The organism is Halomonas ventosae (assembly GCF_004361885.1).
GTDB classification, from domain to species: Bacteria; Pseudomonadota; Gammaproteobacteria; order Pseudomonadales; family Halomonadaceae; genus Halomonas; species Halomonas ventosae_C.
Window position 1 is genome coordinate 80,311 of the sequence record NZ_SNWH01000005.1, and the last position, 18,400, is coordinate 98,710.

The following is an 18,400-nucleotide window of genomic DNA, read 5'->3' on the forward strand; positions in this document are numbered from 1 at the left end:
ACAGTTAGCCTTTGCTTATGCCGGAGTTCAACCACGACTTTGGTCGCAGCCTGCCTGGCGGTCAGGCCACCTCCTGGCCGCGGGCCGCCTCCAGAAGGGCGTACCACTCCAGTCGCGACAGCGAGAGCCGGGCCTCGTCGCACAGGGTTGTGATCCGCGTCGGGTCAAGGGTGCCGATCACCGGCACTGGCGAACCCGGCAGGCGGCGCAGCCAGGCCAGGGCAACGCCGGCGGGACTGACGCCATGGCGTTCGGCGAGACGTCCCAGGGCCTGGCCGGCGGCACCCTGGAACAGGCTGCCGCCATCCAGGGGCGACCAGGCCAGGGGCGAGAGGCCGTCCCGGCGCAGGGCATCGAAGTCGCCGTCGAACAGTGGCGCCGACCGGGTGAGGGAGAGCTGCAGCTGGTGGTGGGTCAGCGGATGGGACAGTGCCGCCTGCAGGCGGCGCCACTGTTCGGGAAGGAAGTTGGAGACGCCAAGAGCGGCGACCTTGCCGGCCCGGACGGCATCGTCCAGCACCCGGGCGGTGGCCTCGGCCTTCATTAGCGGGTCGGGGCGGTGGATCAGGAAGAGGTCCAGCCGATCGACCCCGAGTCTCCCCAAGGCCCGATCGATGGCGCCGGCAAGCCATGCCGGCGAGCTATCGTAGTGCTTCGTTTCGCCGGGTGCCATCAGGATGCCGGCCTTGGTGACCACCCTCACCCGGGCAGCGAGGTTCGGTCGGCGGCGCAGGGCTTCGCCGAACAGGCGCTCGTTGTGGCCGTTGCCGCCATAGATGTCGGCATGGTCGAACCATTCGAGCCCCTGGTTGAGGCGCGCTTCTAGCCAGTCGGCCAGCCGCGCCGGCGCCTGGAGGTCGGGGCGCTCATGCAGGCGCATCATGCCGAGCATCAAGGGGGGAGAAGGGGATGCGGGCGTCATTGCTTGTCCTCGTCATGGTATCGATGGGGCAGCGTATGCCATAGCAAGGGTTAATTTGTAGTTTTATTACCTTAAAGGCACCGAGTTCCTGCCCGATTCTTAGACATTGGTAGTAATTCTACAAAACCCTTTTTGTGGCCGTGGCCTGAATCGATTAAGTTCCGGTAGGTATTTCTTGCCGGGGTGACCCTCCGGCCCCGGGGCCTCCCCACCCTTCGTGATGACCACCCGTCGCGACAACAACAAAGGACGACAACGACAATGCACACTGTCACGCTAAAGAAGCCCATCGCCATCGCCATCGCCATCGCTGCTGCCGGCCTTGCTCTGGCCGGCAATGCCAATGCCCAGTCCAGTGACCTCGAGCAACGTCTTGCCGAGTTGGAAGCGCGTATCGCCGCCGCCGAGCAGCGTGCTGATGCCGCCGAAAAGCGCGCCAAGTTGGCCGAGCAGCAGGCCGCTGCTAAAGCCCCCGGCGCGCCCAGGGTTGAGGAGCGCCTGGCGAAGGTCGAGCGCCAGGTCAGCGGCGAGGAGGGCTTTTCCTTCAACACTTACGCCCGCTCGGGTCTGCTAATTGGCAAGGATGGCAAGAGCGCGGAGGGCGGCCCCTACGTTACTCCGGCGGGTTCCCTGGGCGGGGCCGTGGGCCGCCTGGGCAATGAGCCGGACACCTACGTCGAGATGATTTTCAACTACAAGATGCGCTTCGACAATGGCGCCAAGGCCCGCTACACCACCATGCTGGCCGATGGCACCACCACCAGCAACGACTGGACCGCCGAGGAGTCCAACCTCAACGTGCGCCAGGTGTATGCCGAGTTCAGCGACCTGCCGAGCTTTACCGGTGTCTTCGAGAAGGCCTCCATCTGGGCCGGCAAGCGCTTCGACCGTGACAATTTCGATATCCACTGGCTCGACAGCGATATCGTCTTCCTCTCCGGCACAGGGGCGGGTATCTACGACATGCAGCTGGCCGATAACTGGAAGTCCAGCCTCTCGCTCTATGGCCGCAGCTTCAGCAACTTCCCCGTGACAAGCGAGTCGCCGGGGCTTGACAGCGGCGATACCGATAACCTGATCCTGACCTCCAACAACTACTTCGGTAACTGGCAGTGGATGGTCAACGGCATGTCCGCCGCCGACAACGAAGAGCGCGATATCGGCGAAGGCCAGGAGGCTGCCGAATCTGGTTTCCATACCATGGTGGCCTACCATGGTGACAGCTTCTTCGGCCTTGGCGAGGGCAATTTCAAGGCCGCCGTGCTGCACGGACAGGGTCTGGGGGCCGAGGTCAAGGGCATCGGTGCGCGAGGTGACCTGACCGAGGATGCCACCGCGACCCGAGTTGCCCTCTACGGCACCACCTATGTGGCACCCAAGTGGCGCGTGGCCCCGGCGCTGCTGGCCGAGACCAGCGAGGACCGCTATGTCGACGGCGACCAGTACGATTGGGCGACCCTCAACATTCGCCTGGCCAACGAGCTGACCCAGAACTTCGAGATGCAGTACGAGGCCAGCTACCAGTGGATGGACCTCGACCCCCAGGGCCTCGACGGTCGTACCGCCGTCGACGGGGACTACACCAAGTTCACCATCGCCCCGACCTTCAAGCCCCAGGTGGGGGGCTTCTGGCAGCGGCCGGAGATCCGCCTGTTCGCCAGTTGGAGCGACTGGGACGAAGAGTTGAATGACTACAGTGCCGACGATTCCTTCGGCAGCGACGAGTTCACCGGTAGCCTGTGGACCTTCGGCGTGCAGACCGAAGTCTGGTTCTGATGGCAAGGGCCCGGCACCGGCCGGGCCCTGCCTGCTGTTTCGATGCTTGCCCGCGGCGTGTTGACCACGCCGCCGAGATCCTGCAATTGAACGCGAAGCTTTGCGGCAATTTTGGAGCCACGTAGCGGTGGAAAAACTGTCCGACAACAGCGGCCGGTTAAATTGCTATCGTTCACCCTCCAGCTCGTGCCATACCCGTAGAATGATGATGGCACTCACATGTACGGAATAGCGAACAATGTACTTGCCAAAAACCATGTCGCGGATGGAATCAGGAACCGGCGCCAGTTCAAACGGTGTTCCCATTCTGGGGAAGTCTGGTAGTAATTCGATTTTGCTAACCAGTTCTGTGGCTATCCTGCCTGCCGCAGAAGGATTGTGAACCGCGATAAACTCCCTGAGGCGTTTCAAGTCTTCAATGGCTTCGTCCGTGTAAACCAGTTTCACTTACCTGACCTCGGCGCATCCTGCTCGTTTTCGGTTCCCCAACTATTGAGCCAACCATGGACCTCGCTCGCATCAACTACCTTTCCTTGGGCGGCCGACTCCATTGCCTCTAGCGTTTGCTGCCAGCGCTCCTGCTCACGCTGTTGCTTTTCGATGTATTCCGAAAGCGCTTGGTTAATCACCCAGCCTTTGCTCCGGTGAAGCCTGCTGGCGATTGCTTCCAGGTGTTGTTCAACTTCTGCCTGAAGGCGAACTGTAGTGACACTCATGGCGGTAACCTCAATATCAGTGACTACAATGTATTACACCATAGTCGACGAGGATGCAGCAAAAGAATTTCACAGGTGGCTCGAGCGCAAGCTCAAGGACCTCTCCGGCGGTCAGCGCCAGAGGGTGTCGATCGGCGATAACGTGCTGTTTGGCCCCAACGTACAGCTCTATACGGCCACTCACCCGTTGGACGCCGAGAGCCGTCGCAGCGGGCTGGAGGCAGGGCATCCCATCGACATTGGCGACGACTGTTGGATCGGTGGCGGCGCCATCATCAACCCGGGTGTATCAATCGGCCCGCGCAGCGTCATCGGCCCGGCAGTGTCGTGACGCGTGACATGCCGGCCGAGTGGCCGGGGGCTCACTCCTCCGGCTGGTACTTGTAGCCCACGCCGTAGATCGAGCGGATCACCTCGCGCTCGGGCCAGGTCTCGGCGATCTTGCGGCGCAGCTTCTTGACGTGACTGTCGACGGTACGTTCGGAGACGATGCGGTGGTCGCGGTACATGTGGTCCATCAGCTGCTCGCGGGTAAAGATCCGCCCGGGCGAGTGCATCATCACCTTGAGCAGCTGGAACTCCACCGCGGTGAGCCCTGGGTCGTGGCCATCGGCCAGGCCCCGCCAGCCCTGCTCGTCGAGGACTAAGTCGCTGCCGACGGCGGCGGGCGAGGCGCTGGCCCGGCTACGGCTCAGCACGGCCTTGATCCGGGCCACCACCTCACGCGGGCTGAAGGGCTTGCAGATATAGTCGTCGGCACCCAGCTCCAGGCCCAGCAGGCGGTCGACCTCCTCGACCCGGGCGGTGAGCATGATGATCGCCACCGACGGCCAGCGCTGGCGGATCTCGCGGCATAGCGTTAGGCCATCGGTGCCCGGCAGCATCAGGTCGAGTAGCACCAGCTCGGGGCGCGTGCTGCGGGCCTGCAGCCAGGGCAGCACGCTATCACCGTGCGCCAGGTGGTGGCTGGTGAAGCCGCTGCCCTGTAGATAGTCGGCGACCAGGCGGGCGATCTTGGGTTCGTCCTTGACGATCAGGATTGGCTGCTGGTCGCTGTCCGGGGTGCTCATGCGGCGTCCTCCCTGGGCGGATGGTTCTCGATGGCGGGAAAGGTCAGGGTCCAGCATAACCCGCTGAGCGACGAGGGGGAGGCCTCCATGCGCGCGCCGTGGGCGCGGGCCAGAGCGGTGGCGATCGATAGCCCCAGGCCGCTGCCGCCACTGGCGCGGCTGCGTGAGCCCTCGACCCGGTAGAGCCGCTCGGTGAGCCGCGGCAGCTCGGCCTCGGGCACGCCGGGAGCGCTGTCCTCCCAGGTCACTCGTACCTCCCTGTCGCGGCAAGTCCGGCATACGCGCAGCCGCCCCGGGGGCGCGGTGTAGGCGCAGGTGTTGTCGATCAGGTTGTTCCACAGCTGGCGCAGCCGCCGGGCATCTCCGCGGATCCACGCCGGCCCCTGGATCACACGCTCCTGGTGGATATCACTGTCGCCTTGATGCCAAGCCGCGAGACGGCCGGACGGGGGAGACGTGGCGAGCGCATGGGCGGGCTCCGGGAGCGAGGGGCGGCGGGGGCGTGGTGCATTCTCGCCGCTCGGCGTGCAGCCATCGGGCAGGTTGTGTGCAGGCAATGTGCAGCTTGGGGTCAGCCTCGCTTGCGCCGCTACTGCGGCAAGGCAGGCGTCACAGCGAGAGCAAGAAGAGGATCAGCGGCGGTGACAGCAGCGAGAGCAGAAAACCCGAGACCACGGCCACCGGCACGCAGGCCACCCCGCCATGCTGCTGGATCACCGGCAGGGTGAAGTCCATGGAGGTGGCGCCGCCATAGCCGATCGCTAGTGCCGCATGGCCACGGATCAGCAGCGGAATCAGCACGAAGGCCAGCAGTTCCCGGGCCAGGTCGTTAAAGAAGGCGACGCCGCCCATCAGCGGGCCCAGCTGGTCGCCGACCAGGATGCCGGAGAGCGAGTACCAGCCGAACCCGGCGGCCAGCGCCAGCCCTTCGTTCCACGCCAGGCCCAGCAGCGGTGCTGCCAGCAGACCGCCGACCAGTGAACTGGCGGAGAGCGTCAGGGCGATGGCCAGGCCGAAGCGATTGAGCACGATCTGGTGCAGCAGCATGCCAGAATTGCGCAGCTGGCAGCCGATCAGCGCCAGCAACGCGTAGAGCACCCCTTCGGCGAGCGAGTCGGCAGCGGTGAACAGGCCGCTGCCGGTGAACCACTCCAGCAGCAGGCCAAGCAGCACGCCGGCCACGACCACCGCCACCAGCGCCAGCGAGCCGGCCATGGCGGCCCACTTGCCGGTGGGAGCCCCCGCCACCGCCGTCGAGGGATCGGCGACGAGCTCCAGACGGTGCGATAGCCACCACAGCGCCGCGAGGTTGCAGCTCGAGATCACCGCGAACAGCACCAGGGCCTGACCGCCCAGGCGCGAGAGCTGGCCGGCCAGGTCGTCCAGGCCCGCCAGGCTCATCCCCATCAGCAGCAGGATCACATAGATCGAGGCATTCACGCCGCGGTTGATCAGCGCCATCAGCCGGGCATCCCCCACCGGCACCAGGTAGCCCAGCACCAGCGGCAATAATACGATCACCAGACCGCTCAGCATGGCGATTCCCTTCCCGCCCAGGGGCCGCCAGGGACGGCCGAAAGCCGCCCACTCTAGTCATTTTCCCGTCGAGGTGGAAGCGAGCTCGGCAGCGGCGAGGGACAGCTCACTAAGCCGCAACTGGCTGAGCCGCTTGCCGTCGCGATAGTACTCCATGGCCAGCAACAGGCCCGGCACGTCGGGATGGAAGCTGAACACCAGGCGGCGTTCGGGAGAGTCCGGTTCGGTGACTTCCACTCGGATGGATTCGAAGCGCCCGGCGGGTAGCTCGAGTGTGTGCTGGCCAAGCCGCTGATAGTCGATCCGCTCCTCGCGGCCGCGATGATCGACATAGCGCAGTCGGCAGGGGGTGGTGCAGTCGTCGGCCACGGCGCGACGGGAGAGCTCGAAGAGGGCGGCCTGACGGTCGGGCAGTCGGGTCAGGCTCTCTCGGTTCAGTTCGTAGTCTTTGCCGATGCCCAGCAGGCGATAGCCGCTGGAATAGTGCAGTGAGTGAACCGCCTCGCCGATGGTGAAGCGGCTGCTCTCGTGTCCCCTGGCGAGGGTGATGGCAGTACGCATGACGCTTTGCCACTCAGCGCCCGCATGGCTCAGGCGGTGCTCGATGGTGGCGTTCGGCCAGCCGCTGACCTCGAGGCGGTAGCGGGCATCGAAGGGACGCGGCTCGGCGGCAAAGGCGCTGCCGGCGACCAGCAGCAGAAGCAGCATGAAAACAGTACATTGACGCAGCGGTACGAGCATGCAAGGACTCCATGGCCATCGGTGGGTAGGACTGAGAGCCCCGGCGGGCCTCATGGGTTCCCTTGGACGACGGGATTTGACGCCACTAGACGACTGGTCTATTCTTTACGGTATGAAGACGCACGCCACCCGCGACAAGCTGATCGATATCGGTGCCGAGCTGATCGCCGAGAAAGGGTTCAACGCCACCGGTATCAATGCGGTACTCAGCCGAGCGGCGGTTCCCAAGGGATCCTTCTATCACTACTTCTCGAGCAAGCAGGATTTCGGCCTGGCGGTCATCGACGCCTTCGCCGAGCAATACGATGCCCGGCTGGCGGCGATCTTCGGGGCCAGCGACGCCTCCCCGCTGGAGCGCCTGCGCCGCTACTTCGCCGTCGGCAAGACGGACATGCTCTCCTGCGCCCATGGTTGCCTGATCGGCAACCTGGGCCAGGAACTCTCGGCGCGCAGCGAGGTCTTCCGCGCACGGCTCGATCAGGTGCTGTGCGCCTGGGAGCGTCGGCTGGCGGCCTGCCTTGAAGAGGCACGCCGGGTCGGCGAGGTGTCGGAGGACCTCGATCCCGAGGCACTGGCGAGCTTCATCATGGCCGGCTGGGAAGGCGCCATCCTGCGGGCCAAGACGGTCAGGTCGCTGGCCCCCATGGAGTGTTTCGAGACGATCCTCTTCCGGCAGCTGCTGAGGCGCGAGCCCTCCACGACACATTGATGGGCGTCAGGTCGAGCGCTGCCGCTCCAGGTGTATGTCACGACGCTAGTCGACGGGTCTGGAAAGTGCGTTGCAGCGGTTAAGCGCCGGCCCATACCGGCGATCGCAACCGGCCCGACAGTTGCAAGACCCCCGGTCGAGTGGCCAGGGGGAACATATCCCGATCCACCCAAGGAGAAGAGCCTATGTCCGAGATCAACGGCAAGGTTGTCATCATCACCGGCGCCAGCAGCGGCCTCGGCGAAGCCACCGCGCATCGCCTGGCCAAGGCCGGCGCCAAGCTGGTGCTCGGCGCCCGTCGCGAAGAACGTCTGCAGGCGCTGCGTGACGCCATCGTCGAGCAGGGCGGCGAGGCCATCTACCGCGTCACGGATGTGACCGAGCGCAGTCAGGTGGAGGCCCTGGCCGATGCTGCCAAGGAGGCCTACGGGCGCATCGATGTGCTGGTCAATAATGCCGGTCTGATGCCCCTCTCGCCGCTCGACCAGCTCAAGGTCGACGAGTGGGAGCAGATGGTCGACGTCAACATCAAGGGGGTGCTCTACGGTATCGCTGCGGTGCTGCCGACCATGCGCGAGCAGCATGCCGGCCACATCATCAACCTCTCGTCGGTGGCCGGCCATGTGGTCTTCCCCGCCTCGGCCGTCTACAGTGCCACCAAGTTCGCGGTCAAGGCGCTCTCGGAAGGCATTCGCCAGGAGGGCGGCGAGGAGATCCGCTCCACCAACATCTCCCCGGGGGCGGTGGCCACCGAGTTGACCACCACCATTAGCGACCCTGATACCGCCAAGAACGTGGATGAGCTCTATGAGGCGGCCATCGATGCCGATGCCATCGCCCGGGCGATCGCCTACGCTATCGAGCAACCGGCGGATGTCGACGTCAACGAGTTGATCATTCGTCCGACCAAGCAGCCGCTGTAAGCGTCGCGCCCGGCGAAGGCCCTGCGCTCGTCGGGCAATCAGCGATTATTCGTCAGGGCACGGCGCTCGCGCCGTGCCCTGATTTGCTGCGTGGGTATCCTGAGTTTATCCGGCCGACTCCTCAGGATCGGGATTGCAGGCGCTCGAGTCCTGGACTAAGCGTGACGGGGTAGTCGCTCTCGCCCTGGTCGAGACGCCTGACATCCTCGGGGAAGCGTGACAGGGCGTCGGCGACTCGCTCGCGGGCCCCATTGGCCTGAGCCATCTCGTCATCGTTCAGCCGACCCGCCTGGACCAGCAGGCGCAGCAGCGGTTCACCAGCATCGATCGCCTCGTCGCGCAGGGCGATGATATCGCCGACGTAGCGGCCGTGATCGTCACGGCGGCGATACAGCTGCTTGCGACACGGCAGGTTGATCTTGCCAGGCGAGTGCTTGACTCGTGGTGTTCCGGCATACTCCACCAGCTTGTAGGAGAGGTCGATCACCGGTGCATCCGCCGAAACCCCCATCTGGGTGCCGACGCCGAAGGCATCGATGGGCGCGCCGTCCTCGAGCAGCGCCGCGATCTTGTGCTCGTCGAGGCCGCTGCTGGCGACGATGGTGATCTCCTCGAGCCCCGCCTCGTCGAGCAGCTCGCGCGCGCCCTTCGCCAGCTCGCCCAGGTCGCCGGAGTCGAGGCGGATGGCCTTGACGCCGACCTCGGGCTCCTCGCGCATGATCTCGATTACCTTGCGCACCCCGTCCAGGGTGTCATGGGTGTCCACCAGCAGGGTGGTGCCGGGATAGTGGCGGGCGAAGGCACGGAAGGCCTCCCGTTCGTCGTCGTGGGCCAGGATATAGCTGTGGGCCATGGTGCCGTTTATCGCCAGGTCGTGGCGCAGGCCGCCGAGCACGTTGCTGGTCCCGGCCAGCCCTGCGCTGCGGTAGGCCCGCACGCCGCGCACCGCGGCGTCCACGCCGTGCATGCGGCGCATCCCGAAATCCACCACCGGGCGGCCCTGGGCGGCCATCACGATGCGCACCGCCTTGGAGGCGAGCACCGTTTCCAGCTGCACCAGGTTCATCACCAGGCTCTCGAGCAGCTGCGCCTGGGCGATGGGGGCATCCACTTCCAGCAGCGGCTCATTGGCAAATACCGGCGTGCCCTCGGGAAGGGTCCAGATGTCGCCCTCGAAGCGCCAGTCGCCCAGCCAGTCTAGGAAGCCCGGGTCGAACAGGCCGGTGCTGGCGAGACGCTCGAGGGCCGCGTCGTTGAAGCGCAGCCGGCTGAGCAGTGCCGCGGCATGCTGCTGCCCGCAGGCCAGCATGAAGCGGCGGGCCGGGGGCATCTTGCGGAAGAAGAGGCTGAAGGTGGCCCGCTCCTGCATCGATTCCTTCCAGTAGGCCTGGGTCATGGTCAGCTGGTAGAGGTCGGTGAGCAGGGCCAGCTCGCCATCCTCGACCTGCAGGGGAATCGGCTCGCTCATGGGCGTACCTCGATACCGGCTTGCTCGAAGTCACGGTGGCACGCCTCGATGGCATCGGGGTCGACCGCGGCGGATAGCGCCTCCAGCAGCAGGGTGGTAAAGCCCTCCCGACTGGCGGCCAGTACCGTGGCATGGACACAGACATCCAGCGCCAGGCCGCAGACGATCACCCGCTCGATGCCCTTCTCCTGCAGGTAGCCGCCGAGTCCGGTGCCGTCGAAGGCGGAGTAGGCATCGGCATCGAAGGCGGTGGCCTTGCTGACGCGGATGGCGTCTTCAGGCAGGGCCAGGTCGGGGTGGAAGGCGGCGCCGGGGGTGTCCTGCACGCAGTGCACCGGCCAGGGGCCGCCGCGATGCGAGAAGCTCATGTGGTCGACGGGGTGCCAGTCCCGTGAGGCGACCACCAGGGCACCTGCCGCCCGGGCCGCCTCGATCTCGGCATTGATGCCGGGCACCAGGGCTGCCCCGCCGTCGACGGCCAGCGCGCCGCCCTCGCAGAAGTCATTCTGCATGTCCACGACGAGCAGGGCATCACGGGGCCCATAATCCACATCTATCGTCATCACGCACCTCCTTGGCGGTCGCTGGGTGTCTTCTCCTTCAAGCGTAAGGCTTTCCCGCTACCAGTTGTAGGGGGAGGGCTCAATAACCGGCCGCGGGGTCGACGGTGTCGATCGGCTCGCCGGCCTCAAGAGCGCGAATCGTTTCGACGACCTGATCCAGCGCGGCCTTGAGCGGCGTCGGGCCGGCCATATGCGGGGTGACCCAGACCCGCGGATGCGACCAGAGCGGGCTTTCGTCGGGCAGCGGTTCCGTGGGGAAGGTGTCGAGCAGCGCCCCGCGCAGCCGACCCTCCGTCTCCCCCTCGCCCTGGCTATCTGGACCAAGCGCGTCGAGCAGGGCGGCCTCGTCGATCAGGGTGCCGCGCCCGGGGTTGATCAGGCTGGCGCCCTCGGGCAGCCGGCCGAGGGCCTCGGCGTCGACGATATGCCGCGTGGCGGGGGTGTCTGGCAGCAGCAGCACCAGGGTGCGTACCCGGCTGAGCAGCGCATCGAGACCCGCCTCGCCATGGTGGCAGGTGATGCCGTCCAGGGATTTCGGCGAGCGGCTCCAGCCATGCACCGGGAAGCCGTCGGCGGCCACCATGGCGGCGACCTTCGCCCCGATGGCGCCCAGCCCCAGCACCCCCACCGACCAGTCGGCCTTGTCCACCACCGCGTGCTCGCGCCACTCGTGGCGCGCCTGCTGGCGGCGGTAGCGGTCGAAGTCACGCTGGAAGTGCAGGATGCCGTAGCGCACATAGTCGCCGATCAGCTCGGCCATGCCGGCATCGCGCAGCTTGACGATGGGTACGCCCTCGGGAAGCCCCGGGTTGCCCAGCAGGGCGTCGACCCCGGCGCCGAGGTTGATGATGCCCTTGAGGGAGGTGGGTTCGCGCAGTAGCTCCTCCGGCGGCTTCCATACCGCCAGGTAGTCGGCCTCGCGGCGCTTCTTGGCCGAGGCGCTGCTGGTGAACACCTCGGCATCCGGTAGCCGCTCGGCCAGGGCGTCACGCCACTGCTCGGCGTCATCGATATGGACCAGGACCTTCATGCTTCCTCCATCGGCGATCTCTCCTTCCATCATGGGAGCGTGGCGGGCCGTGAACAAGCGTGACAGAGCATCAGGAAATGCTTGACCGCCCACCATGGGTTGGCAGTAACCTTCACCCGACGCAACCGAGCGGCTGTCCGGAATGCCTGCCGCACCCCTGATGCGGCCCGGCCCCGTGTCAGTGATCCGGCCCCCGGCCCGGCCTTCTCGCGGCAGAGAGGGCCGATTTTCTTGATGATGCGATGGCGAGTGGCTTCATGATCCAGGTTTCCCTGCCCTTCACCCGCGAGGAGTATGCCAGCCGGCTATGGAAGGTGCGTGCCGAGATGGCCAGCCGTGGTATCGACGTGCTGATCGTCAGTGATCCCTCGAATATGGCCTGGTTGACCGGCTATGACGGCTGGTCCTTCTACGTGCACCAGTGCGTGCTCGTGGGCCTGGAAGGCGAACCGGTGTGGTATGGCCGCCGGATGGACGCCAATGGCGCCCTGCGGACCTGCTGGATCGCCCCGGACAACATCACCTACTACCCGGACCACTACGTCCAGAACCCCGACATGCACCCCATGGACTACCTTGCCCAGACCATCCTGCCCGACCGCGGCTGGCACGAGGGGGTGGTGGGCATGGAGATGGACAACTACTACTTCTCGGCCAAGGCCTACCAGTGCCTGCTGCGCGAGCTGCCCCATGCGCGCTTCATGGATGCCAACTCGCTGGTCAACTGGTGCCGTGCGGTCAAGTCGGGCCAGGAGATCGAGTACATGCGCGTGGCGGCGAAGATCGTCGAGGGCATGCACACGCGGATCCTCGAGGTGATCGAGCCCGGCCTGCCCAAGAGCAAGCTGGTCTCCGAGATCTACCGGGTGGGCATCGAGGGGTGGACAGACGACAACGGCAGGGTCTTTGGTGGCGACTATCCGGCCATCGTGCCGATGCTGCCCACCGGCAAGGATGCCGCCGCCCCCCACCTGACCTGGGACGACACGCCGTTCCGCGAGGGCGAGGGCACCTTCTTCGAGATCGCCGGGGTCTACAAGCGCTACCATGCGCCGTTGTCGCGGACGGTCTTCCTCGGCAAGCCGCCTCAGGAGTTCGTGCGTGCCGAATCGGCCCTGCTCGAGGGCATCGAGAATGGCCTGGCCGTGGCCAAGCCCGGCAACCGCACCGCGGACATCGCCATGGCGCTGGGCGCGGCCATGGACAAGTACGGCTTCGACCGCGGCGGCGCGCGCTGCGGCTATCCCATCGGCATCAGCTATCCCCCGGACTGGGGCGAGCGCACCATGAGCCTGCGCCCCTCCGATGAGACCATCCTGCAGCCCGGCATGACCTTCCACTTCATGCCCGGCCTGTGGGAGGACGACTGGGGCCTGGAGATCACCGAGAGCATCCTGATCACTGAGACCGGCTGCGAGACGCTGGCCGACTTCCCGCGCCAGCTCTTCGTGCGCTGAGTGAGCAGAAGCCGAGCATTTTTCAACGATTAATCGGGGGCGCCGGGGACAGGCCGAAGAGAAGGTTCTACGCCATGGATGGCGTCGGTAGCGTACAGGGAAGTATTCACAGCGCCTCCTCGCAGGCCTGTCGCCGGGTCAGCCCCGAGCGACGCTGCGGCAGTGGTGTCGTCTGCCGAATGAGAATAAGGAGTCCTAGACAATGACCAAGCGTCCCAGCCCCATCTCCTCCACCGTCGACTTCGATGCTGACGGCGTCCAGCACGGCTTTCTCAAGCTGCCGATCTCGGTTGACGACTCCGCCTGGGGGGCGGTGATGATACCGGTCACCGTGGTCAAGAACGGCCAGGGCCCCACGGCGCTACTCACCGGTGGCAATCACGGCGACGAATACGAGGGCATCACCTCGCTGCTCAAGCTGTCGAGCCAGCTCAAGCCCGAGGAGGTCAGTGGCCGGGTGATTATCGTGCCGTGTATGAACCAGCCGGCGGTGATGGCCGGCAAGCGTACCTCGGGCCTTGACGGCGGCAACCTCAATCGCAGCTTTCCCGGTGATCCGGACGGCAGCGTGACCGAGAAGATCGCCGACTACTTCACCCGGGTGATGGTGCCGATGTGCGACGTGGTGCTCGACCTGCACTCCGGCGGGCGCACCCTGGACATCATCCCCTTCGGCGCCTCCCACGTGCTGGAGGATGCCGAACAGCAGCGTCAGGCGCTGGCCGGCGCCAAGGCTTTCGGGGCGCCCTATGCGATGATGATGTTCGAGCTCGACGCTGCGGCACTGTTCGATACCGCGGTGGAGAGCCAGGGCAAGGTCTTCGTCGCCACCGAGCTCGGCGGCGGCGGCACCTCCACCCCCGAGAGCATGGCGATTACCGAGCGCGGCGTGCGCAACTTCCTGATCCACTATGGTCTGCTCGAGGGCGAGGTGGAAATGCCAGCCGCGCCCCAGGTCTACCTCGACATGCCCGATGCCAGCTGCTACGTGCAGAGCGAGCATTCCGGCGTTCTGGAACTCTGCGTCGCGTTGGGCGAGACGGTCGAGGAGAACCAAGTGGTGGCCCGGGTCTATGACATGACCCGCAGCGGTACCGCCCCGGTCGCGTACCACGCCCGTCGCAGCGGCGTGTTGGCCGCCCGTCGCCATCCGGCGCTGGTGAGCATGGGCGACACCATCGCGGTGATCGCCGATGTCGTCGACTCGCTGGGATGAGGCGGTCGGCAGCACGATGAAACTCGACCGCTATGATGTGAAGATCCTCGAGATTCTCTCCCGAGATGGACGCATCACCAAGTCTAAGCTGGCCGAGGCGATCAACCTCTCGGTCAGCCCCTGCTGGGAGCGGGTTCGCCGGCTGGAGAAGGCTGGCATCATCGAGGGCTATAGCGCTCGCATCAATGCCGCTGCACTGATCAAGCGCACACCGGTCTGGGTGCAGGTCGAGCTCAAGGCCCACAACGCCGAGAGCTTCGCCCGCTTCGAGGCCTTGGTTCACGCCACCTCCGAGGTCACCGAGTGCGTGGCGGTGGGCGGTGGCGTCGACTATCTGATCAAGTTCGAGACCGACTCCATTGATGCCTACCAGCGGCGGATGGACGCCTGGCTGACCGGCGAGGCCGGCATCGAACGCTACTTCACCTACATCGTCACCAAGACCGTGAAACGTCCCGCCCCGGGCGTCTCGCTCCTCGATGACCTGGCTTGATCCCCCTCGGTTGAGCGAAATTTCAGCGTTGATGTCACCACGCCCCTTGTGGCATAAGCTGGTAATAGAGGGGTGGGCCAAGGTTCACGCGGCCGGGCGATCCCGCCGGCATGCTCCCACTGGTGCCGGTCATGTGTGTTTGATAGTTGACAGCGCCCTGGAAGTTTCCGAGATCGCCTGACGAAGAGAGACCAAGATGTCCTATTTCACGATTGCCGGCGTGCAGATGCATGCCCTGCACCATGGTGACAATACCGAGGCCATGCGCCATCGGATAGATGTGCTGATGAGCCGTTTCCCCCAGGTGCAGATGGTTCTGTTCAGCGAGCTGATGCCCATGGGGGCATCGCCGCTCCTCGCCCAGCCGATGCCCAGCAGCGCCGAGGCGCTGTTCTGCCAGATCGCCGAGCAGCATCGCATCTGGCTGATTCCCGGCTCGATGTTCGAGCAGACCGATGCCGGTGTCTTCAATACCTTGTCGGTGATCAATCCCCACGGCCAGGTGGTGGCCCGCTACCGCAAGATGTTCCCCTTTCGGCCCTACGAGGCAGGCGTGGAAAGCGGCAGCGAGTTCGTCACCTTCGACGTGCCCAACGTGGCCCGCTTCGGTGTGTCGATCTGCTACGACATGTGGTTCCCCGAGACCACCCGCACCCTGGCGGCTATGGGTGCCGAGGTGATCCTGCACCCGACCATGACCGATACCATCGACCGCGACATCGAGTTGTCCATTGCCCGCACCAATGCTGCGGTCAACCAGTGCTACTTCTTCGACATCAATGGCGCCGGTGCCCTCGGCAATGGCCGCTCCATCGTGGTTGGCCCCTCCGGTGACGTCATCCACCAGGCCGGTACCGGCGAGGAGATCATGCCCATTGAGGTGGACATGAGCCGCGTGCGTCGCGAGCGCGAGACCGGACTGAGGGGGCTCGGCCAGCCGCTCAAGAGCTTTCGCGACCGCACCGTCGACTTCTCGCTGTACCGCAGCGAGGATCATTCGAGCCCCTTCCTCGATACGCTGGGCCCGCTGGCCAAGCCGGTCCGCGCCGATATCGAGGAATACTGACGCCTCGCCTGCGGGCGCTGCAGGCAAGCGGGCGCTGCAGGCAAGAAGGGACCCCCATGCTGGAACCACTGATTCGACTGCTGCGCCGCCTGTTCCGTACCACGCCGTCAGCCGCGCTAGAGCCGGCGACCGGCACCTCCCCCGTCACCGATGGAGCGACCACGATGAGCAAAATAACAACCATTGCCGATGTCCGCCGCCACTTCCTCAACAACAAGGAGCCGATCTACTTCATCTCGGCCACCAACTTCAACCTGCTGGGGATCGGCGACTGGGTGGGTAACTTCCGCCATATCAACTACATCGACTGCTTCGAGGGCCAGCAGCGCAACGTCTTCGTGCCCAAGGAGAAATTCCCTCGCGACTTCGAGAGCATCGAGGACATCAACAACTACCTCCTCGAGCACAAGGAAGTGATCGACTTCATCCAGTCGCGTGCCAAGGATGGGAATGCCGGCGTGGCGGCTTTTTTGATGTTCGATGAGCATACCGAGGAGATCTGCAAGCAACTCGGCCTGCGGGTGGCGTTCCCCCCGGCGGAGCTAAGAAGTCGCATGGACAACAAGATCGCCACCGTGCGCATCGGCAACAAGGCTGGTGTGCCCAGCGTGCCCAACGTGCTGGCCAGGGTCGGCAGCTATCAGGAACTCTGCGAGGTGAGCAAGGAGCTGGGCAACGACCTGGTGGTGCAGACCGCCTTCGGCGACTCCGGGCATACCACCTTCTTCATCGCCAGCGAGGACGACTACTACAAGCATGCCGAAGAGATCGAAGCCGAGGCCGAGGTCAAGATCATGAAGCGCATTAACTGCCGGGGCTCGGCCATCGAGGCCTGTGCCACCCGTTGTGGCACCGTGGTCGGGCCCCTGATGACCGAGCTCGTCGGCTTCAAGTCGCTGACGCCTTACAAGGGGGGCTGGTGCGGCAACGAGATGTTCGCCGGAGCCTTCACGCAGGAGATCCGCGACAAGGCGCGCGAATACACCTTCAAGTTCGGCGAGGCGCTGCGCGAGGAGGGCTATCGCGGCTACTTCGAGCTCGATTTTCTGATCGATATGGACAACGGCGAAGTCTATCTCGGCGAGCTCAACCCGCGTGTCACCGGCGCCAGTTCGCTGACTAACGTGGCGGCCTTCGCCCACTCCGACATCCCGCTATTCCTCTTCCATCTGCTGGAGTTCTCTGACATCGATTTCGACCTCGACATCAACGAGATCAACGAGCGCTGGTCGCACCCCGACAGCGTCGACAGCTGGAGCCAGCTGGTTATCAAGCATACCGACGAAAGCATCGACCTGCTGACCCGGGCGCCCCGCACCGGTGTCTGGCAGATGGCCGATGATGGCAGCGTCAGCTACGACCACTACAGCTATCATCCGCATGCCGCCGAAAGCGAAAACGAGGGTTTCTTCCTGCGCATCAGCGGGGCAGGCGACTTTCGCTACGAGGGCGCCGACTTGGGTATCCTGATCACGCGTGGACGGCTGATGGATGATGACTTCCAGCTCACCGAACGCGCCAAATCCTGGATCGAGGGCATCCGCGGCCAGTACGCTGGCCAGTCCTTGCAAGACCCGGTGGTGGAAGAAGTGGCTGTCAGCCATGCCGTCGGCGGCGGTAACTTCAAGATCCTGTGAATACCGGGACCGTTTTACCTTCGGCCCGGGAGGTACCTGTACCCGACATGGACAAGATGCTCGATTTTCGCACCGTGCGCGAAGCTACGGCCGGCGCCAAATGGCAGGGGCTGTTCGAGTACCACTGGCCGGCCTACGTGCAGTGGTATCTCAGCGAGGGTGAACGCGAGCGACCCGGGTACCTGGCCTGCTACAACGCCGTGCGTCAGTACATGCCGGAGCTGCTCGATACGTATCGAACCCTCTGTGATCTGGCCGGCGGCGGTGACCTGTCAGCCCGGTTTCTGAGCCTCTACCAGCCACCACCCTACATCACGGGCTGTTCCCAGGCGGTGCTTGCCCGCCCCACTTCCACGCTACTGGTGCGCAACTACGATTATCCACCGGAGCTTTGCGAAGGGACGATCCTCTACACGCACTGGAATGAGCGTCGGGTGATCGCCATGTCCGACTGCCTGTGGGGGGTGCTCGACGGAATGAACGACCGCGGGCTCGCCGTGTCGCTGGCCTTCGGTGGCCGCAAGGCGGTGGGAGTGGGCTTTGGCGCTCCGATCATCCTGCGCTACCTACTGGAGTTCTGCGATAGCGTGCCCGAGGCGGCAGACGTTCTGTCTCGTGTGCCCACCCACATGGCCTACAACATCACCGTGGCCGATGCCGCCGGTCGCTACGTGACGGCGATGATCGGCCCGGATCACCGTGCCATCATCCGCCGGGTGCCGGTGGCCACCAACCACCAGAAACGCATCGAATGGTATGCCCACGCCCTGGCCTCGGAGACTCTGATCCGCGAGCGTCAGCTGTCGATTCTGGTGGATGACGAGGCTACCACCGAGCAGCGGCTGATCGCCGCCTTCGCCTCGCCGCCGCTGTTTCGCCACGACTATCGGCGGGGCCTGGGAACGGTCTATACCGCGGTCTACCGTCCCCGGTCGGGGGGCGCCCAGTACCACTGGCCGGGCATGAACTTGAATGTGAGCTTTGACGACTTCCTCGAGGAGCGCATCACCGTACGCTACGGCACCGGCGTGCTGCACAGCGGCTAAGGCGGTTTACCGAGTGATCGCCTCGATAACA

General features: G+C 65.0%; 19 protein-coding genes and 1 pseudogene. 10 read left to right on the top strand and 10 right to left on the bottom strand.

From position 1 onward, the window contains the following. Nucleotides 1–61 precede the first annotated feature (61 nt). A complete protein-coding gene (locus tag DFO68_RS05690) occupies nt 62–922 on the bottom strand; it encodes an aldo/keto reductase (RefSeq protein WP_133482708.1) in 861 nt (286 codons plus the stop codon). Nucleotides 923–1,183: 261 nt separating this feature from the next. Here DFO68_RS05690 and DFO68_RS05695 point away from each other — a divergent pair, with 261 nt between their 5' ends. After that, a complete protein-coding gene (locus DFO68_RS05695; RefSeq protein ID WP_133482709.1) occupies nt 1,184–2,698 on the top strand; it encodes a carbohydrate porin in 1,515 nt (504 codons plus the stop codon). A 165-nt stretch (nt 2,699–2,863) separates the two neighbouring features. Here the strand turns inward: DFO68_RS05695 and DFO68_RS05700 are convergent, their stop codons facing one another. Beyond that, nucleotides 2,864–3,145, bottom strand: coding sequence for a type II toxin-antitoxin system RelE/ParE family toxin (locus DFO68_RS05700; protein WP_133482710.1), 282 nt, complete (start codon nt 3,143–3,145; stop codon nt 2,864–2,866). Further along, nucleotides 3,142–3,414 (bottom strand): CopG family ribbon-helix-helix protein, encoded by a 273-nt coding sequence (locus DFO68_RS05705; protein WP_133482711.1) that lies wholly within the window; start codon nt 3,412–3,414, stop codon nt 3,142–3,144. The genes DFO68_RS05700 and DFO68_RS05705 overlap by 4 nt, the downstream gene beginning before the upstream one ends. A 28-nt stretch (nt 3,415–3,442) precedes the next feature. On the opposite strand from DFO68_RS05705, the gene DFO68_RS05710 reads away from it, so the two are divergent. Then, a complete protein-coding gene (locus tag DFO68_RS05710; RefSeq protein WP_279512795.1) occupies nt 3,443–3,745 on the top strand; it encodes a DapH/DapD/GlmU-related protein in 303 nt (100 codons plus the stop codon). A 31-nt stretch (nt 3,746–3,776) separates the two neighbouring features. On the opposite strand, the gene DFO68_RS05715 is transcribed toward DFO68_RS05710, so the two are convergent. The 4 genes and pseudogenes from DFO68_RS05715 to DFO68_RS05730 form a co-directional block, all read right to left on the bottom strand. After that, on the bottom strand, nt 3,777–4,484 hold the full coding sequence (locus DFO68_RS05715; RefSeq protein ID WP_133482712.1) for a response regulator: 708 nt from the start codon (nt 4,482–4,484) through the stop codon (nt 3,777–3,779). Continuing rightward, nucleotides 4,481–4,855, bottom strand: a pseudogene (locus tag DFO68_RS15775) (ATP-binding protein); the annotation flags it as partial. The gene DFO68_RS05715 and the pseudogene DFO68_RS15775, both read right to left, overlap by 4 nt. 238 nt (nt 4,856–5,093) lie before the next feature. Continuing rightward, complete coding sequence (locus DFO68_RS05725; RefSeq protein ID WP_133482714.1) at nt 5,094–6,020, bottom strand: lysine exporter LysO family protein; 927 nt, start codon at nt 6,018–6,020, stop codon at nt 5,094–5,096. A 57-nt stretch (nt 6,021–6,077) separates the two neighbouring features. Then, a complete protein-coding gene (locus DFO68_RS05730) occupies nt 6,078–6,761 on the bottom strand; it encodes a hypothetical protein (RefSeq protein WP_133482715.1) in 684 nt (227 codons plus the stop codon). Nucleotides 6,762–6,873: 112 nt separating this feature from the next. Here DFO68_RS05730 and DFO68_RS05735 point away from each other — a divergent pair, with 112 nt between their 5' ends. Next, nucleotides 6,874–7,470, top strand: a complete 597-nt coding sequence (locus tag DFO68_RS05735; protein ID WP_133482716.1) for a TetR/AcrR family transcriptional regulator — start codon at nt 6,874–6,876, stop codon at nt 7,468–7,470. 185 nt (nt 7,471–7,655) lie between these two features. Beyond that, nucleotides 7,656–8,393, top strand: a complete 738-nt coding sequence (locus tag DFO68_RS05740) for an SDR family oxidoreductase (RefSeq protein ID WP_133482717.1) — start codon at nt 7,656–7,658, stop codon at nt 8,391–8,393. A 121-nt stretch (nt 8,394–8,514) separates the two neighbouring features. On the opposite strand, the gene DFO68_RS05745 is transcribed toward DFO68_RS05740, so the two are convergent. The 3 genes from DFO68_RS05745 to DFO68_RS05755 form a co-directional block, all read right to left on the bottom strand. Continuing rightward, entirely contained in the window at nt 8,515–9,861 is a 1,347-nt protein-coding gene (locus DFO68_RS05745; protein WP_133482718.1) for a nicotinate phosphoribosyltransferase, read from the bottom strand. Further along, complete coding sequence (locus DFO68_RS05750) at nt 9,858–10,424, bottom strand: nicotinamidase (RefSeq protein WP_208107362.1); 567 nt, start codon at nt 10,422–10,424, stop codon at nt 9,858–9,860. The genes DFO68_RS05745 and DFO68_RS05750 overlap by 4 nt, the downstream gene beginning before the upstream one ends. A gap of 79 nt (nt 10,425–10,503) precedes the next feature. Further along, entirely contained in the window at nt 10,504–11,454 is a 951-nt protein-coding gene (locus DFO68_RS05755; protein WP_133482719.1) for a 2-hydroxyacid dehydrogenase, read from the bottom strand. Between the two features lie 257 nt (nt 11,455–11,711). On the opposite strand from DFO68_RS05755, the gene doeA reads away from it, so the two are divergent. The 6 genes from doeA (at nt 11,712) to DFO68_RS05785 (ending at nt 18,369) form a co-directional block, all read left to right on the top strand. Continuing rightward, nucleotides 11,712–12,911 carry an ectoine hydrolase DoeA gene (gene doeA / locus DFO68_RS05760; RefSeq protein ID WP_133482720.1) on the top strand — a complete coding sequence of 400 codons (1,200 nt, stop codon included), beginning with the start codon at nt 11,712–11,714 and terminating at the stop codon, nt 12,909–12,911. A 202-nt stretch (nt 12,912–13,113) separates the two neighbouring features. Then, nucleotides 13,114–14,127, top strand: coding sequence for a N(2)-acetyl-L-2,4-diaminobutanoate deacetylase DoeB (gene doeB, locus DFO68_RS05765; RefSeq protein ID WP_133482721.1), 1,014 nt, complete (start codon nt 13,114–13,116; stop codon nt 14,125–14,127). Between the two features lie 16 nt (nt 14,128–14,143). Further along, nucleotides 14,144–14,620, top strand: a complete 477-nt coding sequence (locus DFO68_RS05770; protein ID WP_133482810.1) for an Lrp/AsnC family transcriptional regulator — start codon at nt 14,144–14,146, stop codon at nt 14,618–14,620. Between the two features lie 196 nt (nt 14,621–14,816). Beyond that, a complete protein-coding gene (locus tag DFO68_RS05775; RefSeq protein ID WP_133482722.1) occupies nt 14,817–15,686 on the top strand; it encodes a carbon-nitrogen hydrolase family protein in 870 nt (289 codons plus the stop codon). A gap of 56 nt (nt 15,687–15,742) precedes the next feature. Beyond that, nucleotides 15,743–17,323 carry a biotin carboxylase gene (locus DFO68_RS05780; RefSeq protein ID WP_243726430.1) on the top strand — a complete coding sequence of 527 codons (1,581 nt, stop codon included), beginning with the start codon at nt 15,743–15,745 and terminating at the stop codon, nt 17,321–17,323. Nucleotides 17,324–17,370: 47 nt separating this feature from the next. After that, entirely contained in the window at nt 17,371–18,369 is a 999-nt protein-coding gene (locus DFO68_RS05785; RefSeq protein ID WP_243726431.1) for a C45 family autoproteolytic acyltransferase/hydolase, read from the top strand. Nucleotides 18,370–18,400: the final 31 nt, after the last annotated feature.

What these genes read in the sequence shown, in the direction of transcription:
- DFO68_RS05690 (WP_133482708.1), bottom strand. Translation starts at nt 922, where the DNA reads ATGACGCCCGCATCCCCTTCTCCCCCCTTGATGCTCGGCATGATGCGC.
- DFO68_RS05695 (WP_133482709.1), top strand. Translation starts at nt 1,184, where the DNA reads ATGCACACTGTCACGCTAAAGAAGCCCATCGCCATCGCCATCGCCATC.
- DFO68_RS05705 (WP_133482711.1), bottom strand. Translation starts at nt 3,414, where the DNA reads ATGAGTGTCACTACAGTTCGCCTTCAGGCAGAAGTTGAACAACACCTG.
- DFO68_RS05710 (WP_279512795.1), top strand. Translation starts at nt 3,443, where the DNA reads ATGTATTACACCATAGTCGACGAGGATGCAGCAAAAGAATTTCACAGG.
- DFO68_RS05715 (WP_133482712.1), bottom strand. Translation starts at nt 4,484, where the DNA reads ATGAGCACCCCGGACAGCGACCAGCAGCCAATCCTGATCGTCAAGGAC.
- DFO68_RS05725 (WP_133482714.1), bottom strand. Translation starts at nt 6,020, where the DNA reads ATGCTGAGCGGTCTGGTGATCGTATTATTGCCGCTGGTGCTGGGCTAC.
- DFO68_RS05730 (WP_133482715.1), bottom strand. Translation starts at nt 6,761, where the DNA reads ATGCTCGTACCGCTGCGTCAATGTACTGTTTTCATGCTGCTTCTGCTG.
- DFO68_RS05735 (WP_133482716.1), top strand. Translation starts at nt 6,874, where the DNA reads ATGAAGACGCACGCCACCCGCGACAAGCTGATCGATATCGGTGCCGAG.
- DFO68_RS05740 (WP_133482717.1), top strand. Translation starts at nt 7,656, where the DNA reads ATGTCCGAGATCAACGGCAAGGTTGTCATCATCACCGGCGCCAGCAGC.
- DFO68_RS05745 (WP_133482718.1), bottom strand. Translation starts at nt 9,861, where the DNA reads ATGAGCGAGCCGATTCCCCTGCAGGTCGAGGATGGCGAGCTGGCCCTG.
- DFO68_RS05750 (WP_208107362.1), bottom strand. Translation starts at nt 10,424, where the DNA reads ATGACGATAGATGTGGATTATGGGCCCCGTGATGCCCTGCTCGTCGTG.
- DFO68_RS05755 (WP_133482719.1), bottom strand. Translation starts at nt 11,454, where the DNA reads ATGAAGGTCCTGGTCCATATCGATGACGCCGAGCAGTGGCGTGACGCC.
- doeA (WP_133482720.1), top strand. Translation starts at nt 11,712, where the DNA reads ATGATCCAGGTTTCCCTGCCCTTCACCCGCGAGGAGTATGCCAGCCGG.
- doeB (WP_133482721.1), top strand. Translation starts at nt 13,114, where the DNA reads ATGACCAAGCGTCCCAGCCCCATCTCCTCCACCGTCGACTTCGATGCT.
- DFO68_RS05770 (WP_133482810.1), top strand. Translation starts at nt 14,144, where the DNA reads ATGAAACTCGACCGCTATGATGTGAAGATCCTCGAGATTCTCTCCCGA.
- DFO68_RS05775 (WP_133482722.1), top strand. Translation starts at nt 14,817, where the DNA reads ATGTCCTATTTCACGATTGCCGGCGTGCAGATGCATGCCCTGCACCAT.
- DFO68_RS05780 (WP_243726430.1), top strand. Translation starts at nt 15,743, where the DNA reads ATGCTGGAACCACTGATTCGACTGCTGCGCCGCCTGTTCCGTACCACG.
- DFO68_RS05785 (WP_243726431.1), top strand. Translation starts at nt 17,371, where the DNA reads ATGGACAAGATGCTCGATTTTCGCACCGTGCGCGAAGCTACGGCCGGC.